Consider the following 15432-nt stretch of genomic DNA (forward strand, 5'->3'; position numbering starts at 1 on the left):
CCGTCATCGCCACAAGGCGGGGCCGACGATCGACTCCTCGGCCAACACGGCCCCGCAAAGGTCAACACCCAGCCGCCCATGCCACAGCAGGTGGAACAGCACCGGCAACACCATGATCGCTTCGCCGACCGATCTCACACCGGCCATCAGCGGCCGCGCCGAGTCGAACACCGCTTCCAACGCCGCAGCGACCGCCGGGCGGTACACCCGTGGATGCCGATACCCAGATAACCAGCGCAGGTTCGCCGTCACCACCGGATCTGCCTCGCCCACACGCTGATAGGCCCATCCGAGCGACCGGCACGCCTGATCCGATCGAGCGAATAACTCAGCATCAGCATCCGATATCCGGTCATCGCGGCGCACGTCGAGAACCCTCGCGGATCCGTCGGACAAACGCACGAAGTAGTCAGGCACGTGGTGCCTGCCATCACCCCAGTGCAACCGGAACGGCTGCGACGCAACGCCAGTGACCGCGGGGTCAGCATCCAGCGCCATCAAATGGTCACGCTCCACCCACGACTCATACCCGATGTGTTCACGAGTCGTCGAAAACCACCACATCCCTGGATAATTACTCTGTCCACGAAACGACGGGAAACCGCGGATAGGTGAACAGTCCAACTCAAAGTCCGCCGTGGCGCACTCCGCTAGCGGCAAGCGCGAGCGCCCTCCTCCGGTGGAGCTGAATTCAAGCTCAACACCACCGTTGACCTGCGGCCACAGCGCCGCCGGAGCCGTACGCACCTAAATAACGCTACCGGCGGTACCTCAGATAGATTGGCAAAGACACGCCGATACCTCAGATATCGCGACAATGCCCAACGTCGGATGTCAACGGACATCGGTGAGACGTACTAGCTGCCGCGCCAATCGGTTTTCGCTGAGCGGACGCCGCTCGCCGACGTTGGCTGCCTGCAGATCGACCGGGAAGGCATCGATCGCATCGCCGGCGGCACCGCTGCGGTGCCAGCCGGCCAGCCTGGCCAGCGAGACCGTCATGGTCCGGTAGTGATCCAGCGGATCAGGCATCTCGTAGTCCAGGCACTTGTGGTGTTGTTGCTCGATCCCCTTGTCGCCAAACATGATCCGCTCACTGATCAGCAGTCCGGTGCCGGAGTCGCTGTGATAGTCGGCGAACAGCGTGGCCGGCACGGTGATCGGAAATCCCGGGGTGCGAGCCAACCCGGCAAAGCGAACCTCGGCCTTCATCTGGGTTCTGCCGGCATCACGGACGGGGTCATCGAGGTCGCGGGAGAATTTCACGAACAGTTCGGTGGGCAGCTGCGGATCACGACCGGCGTACTCGACCGACAGCCGAGCCTTGCGACCGGTGCTTCCGCCGCCGACCTCCGCGAAATCGGTGATGTGCGCGACCGCATCGTCTGGCGGCAGAGTTCCGTACCTGCGCAGCGCACTGGTCAGAAATCCGCTCCCACAGTTCAACAACTCTTCGGGACCCACCGGAAGCACGATGCCGGTGTCATCGCCGGGAACCGCGGTACCAGCGGTGGCCGATACGGGGGGAGAAGGTGTCATGGCTACCAGATCTATTCCGTGGGGCGCAGCTTGCGCCGAGCAAGATCAACCAGTCCATCGTTTCACACGACGCCGTGGTGCCTGCCTCCCGTGCCGCAACCACGTGACCATCACTGACGTATTAGCGTCCACGGACCCCGGTGGAATTCGTGATTGCGACTCCGCCGGAGGGGGTAGTGCTAATGGATCGACATCCAGATCGGGGATCTGGACACTTCCGAGAGGAGGCAATCATGGGGAAGTTCGTTTTTCGCATGGCATGTGCCGCGGCCGTGGCGTTCGCACCGGGCGTGTGTGTGACAGCGGTAGCGCCTGGCGTTGGCTCGGCTCAACCACCTGATTGCGGTCCTGGCAACTTCTGGAACCCGGGAGCCAATGCCTGCCAGCCGTCAGCGCCGCCGAATTGCGGTCCCGGCAACTGGTGGAACCCGGGTGCCAATGCGTGCCAGCCGGTAGCACCGCCGCCGCCACAAAGATAGCGTCCCCAGGTTTGCGCCTCAAAGCCTGGGAGGTGCTGTAACCGGTGTTGCGCAGCGGATCTCGCCGCCCAGCCGGGACGCCCATTTTCGTCACGGTGACGTATGGGCGACCACGGGGTGGGTGAGCGAGGGGCTGGGCGGGAGTCAACCGTTGTTACGCAACTTATCTCGCTATCCCGCTCAACCATGCTATTTCGTCACTGTGACGTATTGGCATGGTTGAGCGGGAGATAGAGCGCGTACTGCGAGACGGGGTGAGCGTCGTGACGATCGCGGCCCAGTGACCGCCAGGACACGGGCCGGTGCAGCCCCGAGCGGGCAACGAGTAGCGGCCGGATCCTGGGCGGTCCAGCCAAACGCGGTACCGCATGGACGACGTGCGAATGGACAACCGCGCCAAAGGCGGGACGGATGACCGTCAGGCAAGCTTGAAGAGTGATGACATCGGGCGGTCGCCGGCCTAGCCCGGCCAGTCCCAGCTCACCGTTATGCCGATAACGTACATTATGTCAACTAAAGTACGCCGTTTTCTGCTGTCAGCCAAAGGGTTTCGCTACCGCTCAACTACCCGCTCGCCAGCTGAGCGTCACAGATCAAGGACGAATCGCAGTGCTTGATCAATGACCCGCATCTGGTCTGGTCCGATCATTCCCTGCCGGGATGACACTCGTTCGACCGAGACAACCCGCAGTTGGTCGCAGCGAGCGTACGAGGCGTGGTCCAGCCCGCTCGCCTCAGACTCCAGTTCGACATGGCTTCGCAGTCCGTAACCGGTGGTCGTGATCGGGACGACGACCACTAGACCGCCAGGTCCGTTGTTGAGAATGTCGACCGACACGACGACCGCCGGGCGACGAAAGGCCGGTTCGTGGCCTACCGGCTGGCCGAGATCGACGTAGTAGACCTCTCCTCGCCAGATCAAACCAGGGCATCCCACTCGTTACGCTCTGCCAGGTACCGCTCCCACAGTTCGGGGTCAGTCCGCAGGCGCTGGTAATCCCCGTTGAGACCCCGCAGGAACTCTTGCCGCTCCAAGGCGTCAATCGCTGCGTGCACGACGTCGACGACGGCGGTTTGACGAGCCTTGGCTAGGGATTGCAACCGCTCGGAATCCGGCCGCCGAACCCGGACGGTGGTGGTTTCTGCTGCCATGCACTCAGTGTAGACGAAATGTAGACATGACGCTGTGGACTGCGGGGGCCGGACTCCCCGGCCCGCCACTCCGGACAGGAATACGACGGAATCGAATATGGCGGGTTACCAGTAGATGTCGCCGTATTACCCTGTGTCCCAACGACTTCACCGGCTGCATGCAATAAGGCGATCGGGCATGCGTCAAACTCCGAGACAGCGCACTGAATCAGCGGTCCGGGTGCGTGACCGCGCGCAGGTCTAGCTGGGGTATCCCAGAGAAGTCACCGGGGTTGCACGTGTACAACGGCACGCCGTGCGCGACAGCACTCGCCGCAATGAGCGCGTCGTAGGCTCGCGCGGCTGGTTTGCGGCCCGATGTACGCAGCGCGGCAGCGACGGCCCCAAACGCCCGCGCACTCTCAGCACCGAATGGAAGGATTTCGAAATCCGCCTCCGCCTGCTGCAGGTGTTGCTGACGTGCGCTACGTTCAGCATCACCCTGGGCCACGTGAGGTGGGCCCCTCGTAGTGGTCCAGTTGTTGTGCGACTCTGTTGCCCGGTGTTCGGGCAGGAAGAATCGACGACGACATGGCATCGAACAAGCGCCGGCGGCATACGCCGGATCAGATCATCCGCAAGCTCGCCGAGGGCAACAAGCTCCTCGGGGCCGGCCAGGAGCTCGCCGAGGTGTGCCGGCACCTGCAGATCGCCGAGTCGACCTGGCATCGCTGGGTGGCCCAGTACGGCGGCATGAAGGCCAACGAGGCTAAACGCCTCAAGGAACTCGAGGCCGAGAACGCCCGACTGAAGAAGCTGGTCGCCAACCAGGCCCTCGACATCGACATGCTCAAGGAGATCTCGGAGGGAAACTTCTAACCCCGAACCGCAAGCGCAGCGCCGTGACGGTGCTGCGTGAGCGGTTCGGGGTCTCCGAGCGTCGAGCCTGCACCGTGGTCGGCATCCACCGCTCCACGATGCGTCTGCAACCAGCACCGATCACCGACGAGGAAGCCGAGCTGCGGGCCTGGCTGCGGAAATTCTCCACCGACCGGCCCCGCTGGGGCTGGCGACGAGCGGCGATTGCAGCACGGAAAGCGGGCTGGGTCGTCAACAACAAGCGCGTCCGCCGGCTGTGGCGCGAGGAGGGCCTGCGGGTACCGCAGCGACGCAAGAAGAAACGGCTGACCGGCATCGGGACCGCGGTCGGAGCGATGTGTCCGATCAGCCCGGACGTGATCTGGGCGATGGACTTTCAGTTCGACACCACCGCCGATGGGCGCACCATCAAGATGCTCAACATCATCGACGAGTTCACCCGTGAGGCCCTGGCGATCCACGTCGATCGCGCCATCAACGCCGACTGCGTCGTCGACGTCCTCGACCAACTGGTCGACCAACATGGGGCGCCGTACTACGTGCGCTTCGACAACGGGCCTGAGTTCGTCGCCCACGCGGTCAACGACTGGTGCCGGTTCAACGGCACCGGCTCACTGTTCATCGACCCCGGATCACCTTGGCAGAACGCCTGGATCGAGTCGTTCAACGGCCGACTGCGCGATGAGCTGCTCAATTCCTGGCGTTTCGACTCGCTGCTGGAGGCTCGGGTGATCATCGAAGACTGGAGGATCGACTACAACGCCAACCGACCACATTCGGCCCACCGCGGACTCAGCCCAGCCGAGTTCGCCCTACAGTGGACCACGACCCACCAACCCCAAGTCGCATAGCGACTGGACCACCGAATGGGTCCCCCTCAGGCCCACCACGGACTCAGCCCTGCCGAGTTCGCCTTACAGTGGACCTCGACCCACCAACCCCAAGCCGCATAGCGACTGGACCACCAAACGGGTCCCCCTCAACCGCCTCAGCCATCCACCGAGTGGATCACCGGTGATACACTCCCGTGCCGGCCGAATTCCCTATAAAACCGAAACCTGCCGAGCTGAGCGCCACCCCCGGAGTAGCACCGGGCCGCCCGCACGCCTTAGGAATGCGACGGAATCGAATATGGCGGGTTCCCAGTAAAGCTCGCCATATTCCACCTCACCCAACGGTTTCCATCCGAGGTGACAACGCAACGCTCAGAGAGCGAACACGATCCGCATCGCTGCGTCAACGCGATGCATCTCGTCGAAACCGAGAAACCCGACGCTCTTACCGAGGCGGCCTGGATCGACCGCCGCAGCCTGCTCGGCAAGCACACGGGTGCTTACGCCGCCGATGGCAACCTCGGGACGGAAGCTAGCAGGACGAGCCGATGTGGACGTCGGCGCAACCACCCATGTTGACAACGGCAGTTGATCCGATTGGACAACTACCGCGTAACGAGAGCCAGACTGCTCATGACCACGACTCCCCCGCGAGGCACGCAGCCGAAAGACCTCACCACGCACGCAGGGTCTCCATGTCGCGCAGCACCTGTAGCGCCTCAGTACGATCAGCCTCGTCCTCAGCAAGACTTTCCGCTTCGGCACGGATCGCCGCGCGGGCCTTTTGTCGCGCGGCATCGATAAGGGCAGATCGAATGACTGCCGAGACAGCCGCGCCGTCCCTGGTCAAAACTTCCAACGCCTTCAATGTGTCTTCGTCCGGCCGGAAAATAATCGTGTCGGCCATTCCAACAGTGTATGACGGTTTGTAAGACGGCGCACCCACAGGCCCAGCGCCAAGTGGATGCTGTTCTGCGCAGGACTGCAAGAGGCGCTGCGTCGGGCGTCCACGAATACGGCGGAATCGAATATGGGGGTTACCAGTAGATCTCGTCGTTTTCATCAGTCGATGTGACGGTCGGCGAAGCGATTCATAACTTCATCGCCGGGACTCGTCCTCGCCGTCATCGCGGCGCGCGGCCTCGATCACCTCAGGCGGTACCGGCCTACGCAACCACGCCCGCAGCCGCATCAGCCCGCCGGCGATCGTCCCGACAGCGAGCATGGCAACGATGATCCAGAGCGCGGCCGACATGCAGCGATTCTCCCCTTGCCCAGGCGGCATGTATACGCCCAGCTCTAATGTTTCGCGCTGAAGTGTTTGCGCGCCCACTCCTCGGTGGTCGTGGTTGGGATGCCGCGGGTGACGTTGAACGTATCGGCCTTCGGCCACGCCACGCCCTTACCCTGAGCGAACACCGCACGGTACTTCCGTAGTCCATCGTCGGGGTTTCGGTCGAGGTCGTGCAGTAGATACGCGACGGTCCATTCATTGCGGTTGACCTGGCCTTCCCTTGTCCGTCCGACGATTTCGGCGAGTTCACGGTAGGTGATCGTGTCCCCGGCGACGTAGACGACCTGGTCCGCGATGCGCGGGGGGGTCTGGACGATCTCCGCGGTGAGTACGCCGATGTCCTCCGGAGTGGTGACGGTGACTTCGGTGTCCCAACTGCCGAGCGCGTTAACGGTATTGGTGCTGAGGTCGACGACGCCGAAGTCGGGTTCGAACAGGAAGCTGGTGAACATGCCCGTCGACACGATCACCCATTCGGTCGCGCTCTGGGCGCGCAGCATGTCGCGCACGTCGAGTTGTTCGTCGAACAGGTCGTGTGGACTGCCGCGTCCGATGGCGTCATAGTCGACGCCGAACTGCCACGGGAAGTATCGCGAAACCCGCGCCGTCAACGCGGCCTCGGTGATCTTTCGTTGGGTTCCCGCCCCGGCTGCAAATCCGATGCAGCTCACCACCGTGTGAAACCATCTAAGCACTGTCGACAGCTCCGCCGCCGACACCATCGCAACGTCGGCCTCGACGATTCCGACGCCGCGGGCCGCGAACTCGTCGCGTAGCCGGGCATGCCGGGGTGTGTCCGACGGCCGCAGCAGCACCGTTACCGACGGTGCGCCATCCCGACGAGTCAGTGCGGCGACAACGTTGCCGCCGAGTTCGCCGGCTCCGATGACGAGGATCTCTCCCCCAGGTGATGATTGCTGTGACGCCATAATCCCTTCACCACGTTCGTCGCGTCGCCCAGAGCGGCAGAGCAGGACTGATCAGCCCGCAGCCCCATGCCCCGACCCAGCCCTCACCTGCCGGGTGACGTCCAGTGCACTACTTTCGTCGTGGTCATTTCATCGAGCAGCTCCGGTCCGAATCCGAAACCGTTGCCGCTGAGCCGGCGCGGCTGGGCCGCTCCGCCGGGCGCCCCGCCGAACACCGCATTGATCTTCACCGTGCCCACCGGCAGACTCCGCCAGGCCGTCTGCGCGTGGGCCATATCCGGGGTCAGCACCGTTGCCGCCAACCCGTAGCGGTCATCGGCAGCCTCCGCCAAGGCCGTCTCGAAGTCCGGCACCACCCGTACCGGAGCCACCGGACCGAACGTTTCCTCGGCGAACACGAGCATGTCCGAGGCGCAGTCGGTCAGCACGGTCGGCGGATAGAACGAACCCCTCCCGGGTCGCGGCTGACCGCCGACCAGCAGCCGCGCCCCACGCCGAACCGCGTCGTCGACGTGTCGGTGCACATGCGCACGCTGGCGCTCGTCGACCAGCGGGCCGATCCGATCCGCCCAGCGGCGCGCCTCGTCGGCCAAAGCTTGAAGGAATGCCTGCGAACCGGACTCGACCACGTACACCCGTTCGACGGACACGCAGATCTGCCCGGCATTGGCGAAGGCGCCCAGCGCAGCCTGGCTGGCCGCCCACCGCGGGTCCACACCGGCGTCAACGATCAATGCGTCGTTGCCGCCGTTTTCCAATAACGCCTTGGCGCCGCGCACGGCGCACGCTCGGGTGATCTGCTGGCCCGCAGCGGTACTGCCGACGTGGGCCACCACATCGACCTGCTCAGCCGCCGCCAGCCGCGAACCGACCGCCGCATCACCGTCGACGATCTCCAGCACTCCGTCCGGAAGCTGAGCGCTCAATAACTCCGCAAAACGGCGGCCGGTGGCCGGACAACGCTCACTTGGCTTGTGCACCACCGTGTTGCCGGATACCAGCGCTGCGCCCAGCAGGCCAGCCGCCACCGCGATCGGATCGTTCCACGGGGTGAGCACCGCCACCACGCCCCGCGGTCCGGGAACCATCAGATCCGTTGCGCCCCAGACGCCCTGCAAGCTACGACCACGGTGCAACGGGCCGAGTTCGGCGTATTGCACTAGCGTGTCGATACCGGCTGCCACGCCGCCCAGGGCATCGTCTTTCAGCTTGCCGGTCTCGCGTTCGTTGAGCCCGGCCAGCTCGGCGGCCGCTGCCTGGACTGCGCCGGCTGCGGCCCTGACAGCGGCCGCCCGCTCCGCAGGCGGTGTCCGCGCCCAATCCGTCGACGCGGCGCGGGCGCGGGCGACGGCGTCTTCACAAGCCGAGGCGTCGGCGATGGGCACGCGCGAGACGGTGTTTCCGTTCCGCGGATCAACGACCGTCAGCTCAGCCAATTCCATCACGGGACTCACTCTCAACTCTGCCTCTCACCTCTGCTCCACGGGCCATGTACCCGTGACAAGCGGAGGCAAAACGAAACCGTGTCCGGCCACGGCGACCGGCCGGCCGCATCGGTACTCCGGGACGTCCGCGCGGCATCTGCCACCCGGTGACCGGCGAACGCGGGGAATCACCTTGTGGCCAAAGTCATATCGACGGCACCGTCACCGTCGGCGCCGCGCCCGCCATGTTCGTGGGTCATATTGCACTGCTGGGTCGGGCGTGGAAGTTCAACATTCTGACGGTTATGAGCTTGCCGATCATCACGTCACTGTCGTGACCCCGGCCAGGCGTTACAGCCCAGAAGGCACGGTCTTCCCATTGACCGTCACCTCGACCTGGCCGGTCTTCGTGTCGTAGGCGATCTTTCCGTGCTCGAATGTCGACACCAGCTGGCCCCCCACGGGAGTCTGGTCACTGGTGGGGATGCCTAATGGGCCCGCCGAACCGTTGTTGCCGGGAACCGCAGGCACGCCATCCTGGTCGCGTTCGACATTCCAGGCGTCCCGGATCTTGCCCTCGGCGATGTATGCAGGCGTACCCGTTTCGCCGTTCTTTGCGACGATCGCTCCGCCTTGAAATTGCTGAAACACCACGCCACTCTCTCGTGTTCCTGCGTTGTGGTCGCCGGTCAGCGGCTTGCCGAGCGCCTCTCTCTGACTCTCCGTTGCCGACGAGTACTTGGCGGCAATTGGTCCCGTCAGGGTTACCTCGACGCCTCTGTCCCCGATGAGCTTCACGTCGGCAGGTGGCGCCGGGACTCCAGCCGTAGTGGTGGCGATCAACAAGACCTGAGGCGGCGCCGACGCGTCGGAAGCTTCTCGATGGCTGCACCCCACGGCGGTCAGTGCGATGGCGACCAAGCCGATGGCTGCTGCGTGGCGGTGTGTGATCGTCCCCATGGGCTTCCTCTCGCGCTTTCGCTGTGCACCGAATCGGCTGATCTCCTCGCCCGATCAGGACTATAACCAAACCCATAGCGTGCCGCAGGCGATGGTCGCCCTTCCCCTGCGTCCATCGGTCTCCGCGCAATAGCTGAAATGCAAACATGGCGCTGAACAGGCGCTGCGCCCAGCGCATCGGCGGGCCATGACCGCTGCTCTTTCAATCGTTTCCAGTACGTTGTACGGTTAGTAACCGGTGCCCTTTTTTCAATCGCATGGTAGGCGGTGCCGTCACGCGTATCTTCAGCGGCACCATCGCACCGGCAACGTCAGATAGGAATGGGGCCGCGATGCCGACTCGTCCGCTGCTGCAATCACGCCGCGCAACCGTGTTTCTCGGAATCGCTTTGGGCACCGGTCTCGGTGCGGCCCTGGCCGCGAGTCCGGGCGCCGGCGCTGACGCCATCGACGACGCCTGGCCCTATCTGACGATATCGTCAACACAGTTTCCGCAATACTCTGCGGCGATGCTGCCCGGTTATATAGCCACGCTTCCAACCACGTCTAACGGGAACACCGCGATTTTCGCGCACGAGCTCGATTCCAATGGGTTACCAGTGGATGGTGAGGAGTGGTACACGGCCCACATGACGTCTTCGTACACACCGATTTTCGGAAGTGTGGGTCATTCAGAGGTCACCGCAGTCCTCGACGGCTCCGGGTTCCCCAACGTCGGAACTACTGAAGATAGCTTGGAGCTGTTCCCGTTCATTCCCGTGCAACTCGGACTACCCGGTCTCGAGCCGCTGTTCACGAACTACTTTCTGAACGACCCGACAGTCGGGTTCGCTGACGCGTTCACCATCCAGGGGTTCTTCGGCAACGGAGTCGGACTGACCAACACCTTCATCAGCGACGCGGCAGGCATCAAAGACGTGCTCAGCGTCAACGGACAGGAGCCATTTCTGACGCTGTTCGAATTCCCCGCGGTCGAACCTGATTCTGCCGTATCAGATTTGAGTGACCTGACTGACTTCAGCTCGCTATTCTGATCGACGGCCGGCGCGCGCCCGAGCTGAGTATCCGCCCGCCTGGTCTGCCCACCGGTGACGCTACCCCGCAGCAGGCGACACCGTGTCGGTGTAGAACCGCATGCGTTCGCGCAGAGCCTGCGGGTCGATGCCGAAGCCGGCGGCCACGTACCGGTGTTGGCCCTTTCCGTGTCGGGGTTGGGCGCTGTGGTGCTCAGCGATCATCGCCGCAGTGTCCGGGGCGTCCAGGTCAGCGGCAGCGTAGATTCGGCGCAGCGTCGCGTCCGGATCGGACAGCAGGTCGCGGTAGTGGATGTCCAGCCATTTAATGGTCTGTGCCGGTGAGGATTTGCGGGCTGTGACCGCGCGCCGCAGCCACAGCTCGGTCTGCTCGGTCTGGAACCGACCGACATCGTGACCGTCGACCTCATCGCTGTAGGTGGATCGGTAGGTGGCGAACAGGCTGGCCCCGGAAGCCACCGTCTCGACGATGTCACGGTGTAACCAGATCACGCAGGCACCGGGATAGGTCGCGATGAGATGTTCGAGCTCCGCGGTATGTGCCGGCGCCTTGAGGACCCATCGTCGTCCGTCGTCGGCATCGAGGATTCGCAAGATGCGCCCGTGCTGACGGTATTCCGCGGCAAACGACTCCCCGGCCAGCCAGCGGGCGTACCCGTCCAGCGAGTGGTAGCGGTGAAGCCCCAATTGCGCAGGGTGGTGCCCATCGCCAGGACGCATTCTTCGGCGAGGTCCGGGCCGGAATCGTGGACGGCCGCCATGGCCGGGTTCAGGATGTGCAGCATCTGATGGCCGGACGCGGCGGCAGCCAACCGTTCCGCTCGCTGCTGCGGCTTCAGGTCGCCGGCCAGCAGCCAGGGCGCACCGAGTTCGGCGGGCAACGGTGCCCGCAGTCGCGAGTCGCGACCCAGCAGCCGGAACAAGAAGGTGGTCCCGGTACGCCAGCCGCCGGTGATGATGATCGGTGCGGGCAGCGGCCGCTGCTCCAGGTCGGGATGTTCGCGCAGGTACGTGTCGATCGCCGCGCGGGCACGTAGTCGTCCCACCGCGGTGCTGTGCGCATTCTTGGCACCCAGCGCGTTGAGCCGGCCGTCCTCGGCCGCCGACCCCAGATAGTGCTCCAGGCCGGGTTTCCAGTCGGCCACCTCGCCGAACATGGCATCGCCACCTCCCCGCGAGGCCCGGTCGATCACCAGGTCTACGGCGTCGACACCGAGCCGATACCTCTCGGGCCGCACGACCCGGTCGTCTTCGGCCGCCTGGTAGAACCGTGCAGCAGCGGCAGTCCGCACCGGCGCATTCCACCGGGTCATCGTTGCGCTCGAATGTCACTGCGCCGCACCCGCGTAACGGTGGGAAGCGGCGGTGTGCGGGCAGGCTGCAAGAACCGGATCACCACGATGCCCTCCGGCCGCCCTTCGGTGTCGATCCAGTCGGCGTCACTCGCCCCCGGGTCCTCGGGAGCCAGCACGAACCGATACCGATTGCCGACGACGGTGGCGGTGGCTCCGGTGTAGGAGACGCGGCGGTGACGGTGGTCGAGGGAATTGAGAAAGCGGCTGTAGGCCAGGATGTTCCAGTAGCGGCAGTCCACCGTCTCCCCCTCGATCACCAGTGCCTCCTCTGGTGCGAGCTGCCATCCCCCGCGCAGGTAATGGATACCGGGCTCGGTGTACACCGCCCCGCCGGTCATCTCCTCCCAGTGCCGCATCTGGTTGGGTTCCGCCAGGTCCGCCGCGGTGGCGGCAGCCCAGATCCGCGGCAGATAGGTCGTCGCCGTCGCGAACCTGGTCAGCTGGCGGGAGAGCCTTTCCGGGTCGATCGGCGCCGGTACCGGAGGTTGGGCGGCCGGGTCGATGGCGCACCATCCGATGGCGTCGTGATGGACGTCGTTGTGAAAGTGCCGGACCCACACCACGGTCGCGCCCGCGGGCAGATCCAGCCAGTCCCCCGTCGCCGGTCGCTGACCGCCGAGAGTGACTTGGTAGCCGGCCGGATTCGTCGAAAGTCAACTCGTCACTGTCTATCCGCGCCGTGGCCTGGGCATCGGTACCGACGGCAGCGGCGTACACCGTGATCGAGACATAGGCGGCATCGCCACGGTTGCCGCGAATCCGGTACCGCCCGTCGGCGCGGATGTCGGCAACCCAGTAGCGAAATCCGGATTGTCCATCAGGAACTTCTGCCGCCACCCGTTGAACGGGATCAGCTCGGGTTTGTCCCGGTCGACCTCGAAGCGGCCCAATTGATTCGCGAACGCTCGCAACAACGCCCGGAGTCCGTCAGCCTGCTCTATTCGAGACAGCCCCGCGGTATCGGTGAGCACCTGCTCCCCCGCGGCACGCATGGCGTCGACAAGCCGGCGCCAGGCGTCGGCCTCGGGGCCTGGCGGCTCTGCAAGTCCGTCATGCTCCGTCGCACTCATACGTGATTCACCCGCGGGTCGTGCCGGCATCTGCGTGAAGGGTCTTCAATGCGGATGCCCGCCTCAGCAGCACACACCGCGGGCCCCTTCCTGGCAGCGGGCTTCATCGCCCTGACACCGTGAAACACTATCGTGCGGTGTGTCCGCAGGAGCCCGATCACTGCGGCTGACGTGTCAGCACCAGTACCGCCTCGTTGTACGGGAACAGCAGGTATAGCGGCCGCGAAAGCGGTTTGACGGTGTGAGCGGCTTGGCTCTTGCTGAGTAGGCGCGGCTTGGCGACCTGGTGGGTGCGGCCGTGCTTCCGGATGACGGCCGAGCCATGGACGAGAACGTTGCGGACCCAGTGCGTCGTAGGCCCGTAGCCGATGAGCAGGGCGTAGCCGTCGGCGGTATCGAAAACGAGTAGCGGTGTGCGGTAACGGTTTCCGGTTCGGTGTCCGGTATGTTCCAGTATTCCCAGGGCGGGCAGGAGTCCTGCGACCCGCAGCGCCGCCCGGTTGGTGAAGCGGCGATTGAATCGAGCAACCGAGCGCCCAACGCGCATTGTCGCCTCCTTGTTCGGCCGGTCAGCGTGCGCCAATCGGTACCGCTGCCGCGGGGATGGAGTTGTCGATGAGCACGGCGGCGATGGCGGCTGCGGTGGCAAAGCTCTCGGAGTTGAGGACGCGGTTGCGTGCCGAGGCGCCGTCGAGCAGCAGAGCCAGTTGTTCGCCGAGCTGGTCGGGGTCGGTGGCGCCGGCCTCGCGTGCGGTCGCGCTGAGCCGCGCGGCAAATGCTTTCTTGTAGTCGCGGGCGTGCAGGCGGGCCGGGTGGTCCGGGTCGTTGATCTCGACGGCCGCGGCGATGAACGGGCACAGCGGGCCGTGGATGTCGAAGGCGGCAAGCAGCCGTTCGCGCGGGCTGAGGTCGCTGCGGTCGAACACCTCGGGCAGCACGTCAGGATCGAATCGGCGTAGGTGCTCGGCGATCAGCTCATCCTTGCCGCTGAAGTGCTGGTAGAACGTCCGTTTGGACACCTGGGCCACCGCGCAGAGCTGATCCATTCCGGTGCTGTTGATGCCTTGATCGCGGAACAGCTGTTGGGAAGCGTGCAGGATGCGTTCTCGTGCACCCCTGCCGCGACGCAGCCCCTGCGGCCCCTTCTCCACCTCCGTCATCCGCCCAGCATAGCCCAGGTGGGTACCGATCGGTGTGCATAGCTTGTCATCGCTGCTAGCTTCCGATACGGTACATACACCGATCGGTATACATAGTCTCAATGGAGTGAACGGAGCGGATCATGGGAAAGCTCGATGGCAAGGTCGCGGTGATCACCGGCGGGACGAGCGGTATGGCGCTGGCCGGTGCCAAGTTGTTCGTTGACGAAGGGGCGCACGTCTTCATCTCGGGCCGGCGAAAGGATGCGCTGGACGAGGCCGTCGAACTGATCGGCCGGAACGTGACTGGCGTGCCGGGCGATTCAGCCGACCTCGACGATCTGGACCGGTTGTTCAACACTGTCAAACGGGAAAAGGGCGCGATCGATGTGTTGTGGGCCAGTGCCGGGACGGGCGAGCAGGCCACGCTCGGCGAGATCACCGAGGAGCAGTTCGATGCCACTTTCGGGCTGAACGCGCGCGGCACGCTGTTCACCGTTCAGAAGGCGCTCCCGCTGTTCAACGATGGCGGCTCGATCTTCATGACCGGGTCGAACGCATCGCTGCGGGGCTATCCCAACTGGAGCGTGTACGCAGCGAGCAAGGCCGCGCTATCTGCCTACGCACGGGTGTGGGTGTCGGAGTTGCGGGATCGCAGGATCCGGGTGAACGTGCTGATCCCCGGTCAGGTCTCCTCGCCGATGCTGGCGAAGGTGATGGACGAGGAGATGAAGGCGCAGTTCGAATCGGTAATCCCGCGCCGCGAGATGGGCAAACCCGAGGAAATCGCTTCGGCCGCATTGTTCCTCGCCTCCGATGACTCGAGCTACGTCAACGGCATGGAGTTGGTGGTCGACGGCGGCACCACGGTCATCTGACACGGAGAGACAAGGACACAAGGAGTAGCCATGACCACATTCGCCCCGCACCGCGAGACGGTAGAGGCCTTTGTCGACTGCATGAACGGCGGTGCTGACAAAGACGCCCTTTCCGGCATCCTTGCCGAGGACGTGGTCCTGTACAGCCCACTCGACGACGAGCCGGTCACCGGCCGCGAGGCGGTGCTGGAAGCCATCCGGACCGTCAGCGCGATGGCGGCCGACCTCCGCTATGGGGAGGTTCTCACCGGCGAGACGCACCACGCCGCGCACTTCCGGTTGGAGATCAACGACACCGGGGTCAATGGAATGGACTACATCCAACTCGACGCGGACGGCCAGATCGCCGAGGTGACGATCTGGTGGCGCCCGCTGCCGACCGGCGTCGAGATGCAGGGACATCTTGCCGGTCTGCTCGGCATGAAGCCCTGGGAACTCCTCACCCACACGGGGTAACGGCCAAGCCCACCCCCACCTCACCCACCCGT

General features: G+C 64.7%; 20 protein-coding genes and 1 pseudogene. 5 read left to right on the plus strand and 16 right to left on the minus strand.

Annotated features, from left to right (window positions below):
* Positions 1 to 3: 3 nt before the first annotated feature.
* The 5 genes from AWC24_RS07320 to AWC24_RS07345 form a co-directional block, all read right to left on the minus strand.
* Positions 4 to 747 carry a TnsA-like heteromeric transposase endonuclease subunit gene (locus tag AWC24_RS07320; protein ID WP_165757716.1) on the minus strand — a complete coding sequence of 248 codons (744 nt, stop codon included), beginning with the start codon at positions 745 to 747 and terminating at the stop codon, positions 4 to 6.
* Between the two features lie 87 nt (positions 748 to 834).
* The gene (locus tag AWC24_RS07325; RefSeq protein WP_133055709.1) at positions 835 to 1539 is read right to left on the minus strand and encodes a hypothetical protein; all 705 of its coding nucleotides are present in this window, start codon (positions 1537 to 1539) and stop codon (positions 835 to 837) included.
* A 1065-nt stretch (positions 1540 to 2604) separates the two neighbouring features.
* Positions 2605 to 2940, minus strand: coding sequence for a type II toxin-antitoxin system PemK/MazF family toxin (locus AWC24_RS07335; RefSeq protein ID WP_085083464.1), 336 nt, complete (start codon positions 2938 to 2940; stop codon positions 2605 to 2607).
* Positions 2937 to 3170 carry a hypothetical protein gene (locus tag AWC24_RS07340; RefSeq protein WP_065025586.1) on the minus strand — a complete coding sequence of 78 codons (234 nt, stop codon included), beginning with the start codon at positions 3168 to 3170 and terminating at the stop codon, positions 2937 to 2939. The genes AWC24_RS07335 and AWC24_RS07340 overlap by 4 nt, the downstream gene beginning before the upstream one ends.
* Positions 3171 to 3378: 208 nt before the next feature.
* Complete coding sequence (locus AWC24_RS07345) at positions 3379 to 3747, minus strand: PIN domain-containing protein (RefSeq protein WP_109560360.1); 369 nt, start codon at positions 3745 to 3747, stop codon at positions 3379 to 3381.
* Here AWC24_RS07345 and AWC24_RS07350 point away from each other — a divergent pair.
* Positions 3741 to 4879, plus strand: a protein-coding gene (locus AWC24_RS07350; RefSeq protein ID WP_109560359.1) for an IS3 family transposase whose coding sequence is annotated in 2 segments (ribosomal slippage) — positions 3741 to 4011 and positions 4011 to 4879 — 1140 coding nt in all. Because the reading frame shifts where the segments join, the coding sequence is not laid out codon by codon here. The two genes, AWC24_RS07345 and AWC24_RS07350, sit on opposite strands and share 7 nt — an antisense overlap.
* Positions 4880 to 5233: 354 nt before the next feature.
* Here AWC24_RS07350 and AWC24_RS07355 read toward each other — a convergent pair.
* From AWC24_RS07355 to AWC24_RS07370, 5 genes are all read right to left on the minus strand, one after another.
* The gene (locus AWC24_RS07355) at positions 5234 to 5545 is read right to left on the minus strand and encodes a type II toxin-antitoxin system PemK/MazF family toxin (protein WP_085083466.1); all 312 of its coding nucleotides are present in this window, start codon (positions 5543 to 5545) and stop codon (positions 5234 to 5236) included.
* Positions 5535 to 5768 carry a hypothetical protein gene (locus AWC24_RS07360; protein ID WP_085083470.1) on the minus strand — a complete coding sequence of 78 codons (234 nt, stop codon included), beginning with the start codon at positions 5766 to 5768 and terminating at the stop codon, positions 5535 to 5537. The genes AWC24_RS07355 and AWC24_RS07360 overlap by 11 nt, the downstream gene beginning before the upstream one ends.
* A gap of 192 nt (positions 5769 to 5960) precedes the next feature.
* A complete protein-coding gene (locus AWC24_RS22425; protein WP_165757717.1) occupies positions 5961 to 6116 on the minus strand; it encodes a hypothetical protein in 156 nt (51 codons plus the stop codon).
* A gap of 44 nt (positions 6117 to 6160) precedes the next feature.
* Positions 6161 to 7084 (minus strand): aromatic alcohol reductase, encoded by a 924-nt coding sequence (locus AWC24_RS07365; protein WP_085083472.1) that lies wholly within the window; start codon positions 7082 to 7084, stop codon positions 6161 to 6163.
* Between the two features lie 83 nt (positions 7085 to 7167).
* Complete coding sequence (locus AWC24_RS07370; protein WP_174813610.1) at positions 7168 to 8526, minus strand: aldehyde dehydrogenase family protein; 1359 nt, start codon at positions 8524 to 8526, stop codon at positions 7168 to 7170.
* Positions 8527 to 8675: 149 nt separating this feature from the next.
* On the opposite strand from AWC24_RS07370, the gene AWC24_RS22430 reads away from it, so the two are divergent.
* The gene (locus AWC24_RS22430; RefSeq protein ID WP_163705332.1) at positions 8676 to 8846 is read left to right on the plus strand and encodes a hypothetical protein; all 171 of its coding nucleotides are present in this window, start codon (positions 8676 to 8678) and stop codon (positions 8844 to 8846) included.
* Between the two features lie 13 nt (positions 8847 to 8859).
* Here the strand turns inward: AWC24_RS22430 and AWC24_RS07375 are convergent, their stop codons facing one another.
* A complete protein-coding gene (locus AWC24_RS07375) occupies positions 8860 to 9468 on the minus strand; it encodes an LGFP repeat-containing protein (RefSeq protein WP_085083474.1) in 609 nt (202 codons plus the stop codon).
* A 332-nt stretch (positions 9469 to 9800) separates the two neighbouring features.
* Between AWC24_RS07375 and AWC24_RS22135 the strand changes: the two genes are divergently transcribed.
* Positions 9801 to 10502: a hypothetical protein gene (locus tag AWC24_RS22135; RefSeq protein WP_133055710.1), complete on the plus strand. Its 702-nt coding sequence runs from the start codon at positions 9801 to 9803 to the stop codon at positions 10500 to 10502.
* A 60-nt stretch (positions 10503 to 10562) separates the two neighbouring features.
* Here AWC24_RS22135 and AWC24_RS23475 read toward each other — a convergent pair.
* The 5 genes and pseudogenes from AWC24_RS23475 to AWC24_RS07400 form a co-directional block, all read right to left on the minus strand.
* Positions 10563 to 11815, minus strand: a pseudogene (locus AWC24_RS23475) (sulfotransferase).
* Positions 11812 to 12420: a hypothetical protein gene (locus tag AWC24_RS23420; RefSeq protein ID WP_308494581.1), complete on the minus strand. Its 609-nt coding sequence runs from the start codon at positions 12418 to 12420 to the stop codon at positions 11812 to 11814. Before AWC24_RS23420 ends, AWC24_RS23475 begins: the two are co-directional and overlap by 4 nt.
* A gap of 105 nt (positions 12421 to 12525) precedes the next feature.
* Positions 12526 to 12927: a hypothetical protein gene (locus AWC24_RS23425; RefSeq protein ID WP_308494582.1), complete on the minus strand. Its 402-nt coding sequence runs from the start codon at positions 12925 to 12927 to the stop codon at positions 12526 to 12528.
* A 157-nt stretch (positions 12928 to 13084) separates the two neighbouring features.
* The gene (locus AWC24_RS07395; protein WP_085083478.1) at positions 13085 to 13474 is read right to left on the minus strand and encodes a nitroreductase family deazaflavin-dependent oxidoreductase; all 390 of its coding nucleotides are present in this window, start codon (positions 13472 to 13474) and stop codon (positions 13085 to 13087) included.
* A gap of 22 nt (positions 13475 to 13496) precedes the next feature.
* Positions 13497 to 14087 carry a TetR/AcrR family transcriptional regulator gene (locus tag AWC24_RS07400; protein ID WP_085083480.1) on the minus strand — a complete coding sequence of 197 codons (591 nt, stop codon included), beginning with the start codon at positions 14085 to 14087 and terminating at the stop codon, positions 13497 to 13499.
* 122 nt (positions 14088 to 14209) lie between these two features.
* On the opposite strand from AWC24_RS07400, the gene AWC24_RS07405 reads away from it, so the two are divergent.
* Together AWC24_RS07405 and AWC24_RS07410 are read left to right on the plus strand one after the other, a co-directional pair.
* Entirely contained in the window at positions 14210 to 14944 is a 735-nt protein-coding gene (locus AWC24_RS07405) for an SDR family NAD(P)-dependent oxidoreductase (protein WP_085083482.1), read from the plus strand.
* Between the two features lie 30 nt (positions 14945 to 14974).
* Positions 14975 to 15400 carry a nuclear transport factor 2 family protein gene (locus AWC24_RS07410; RefSeq protein ID WP_085083484.1) on the plus strand — a complete coding sequence of 142 codons (426 nt, stop codon included), beginning with the start codon at positions 14975 to 14977 and terminating at the stop codon, positions 15398 to 15400.
* The last annotated feature ends 32 nt before the right edge of the window (positions 15401 to 15432 follow it).

Source organism: Mycolicibacter senuensis (assembly GCF_002101885.1).
In the GTDB taxonomy this organism is placed as follows: domain Bacteria; phylum Actinomycetota; class Actinomycetes; order Mycobacteriales; family Mycobacteriaceae; genus Mycobacterium; species Mycobacterium senuense.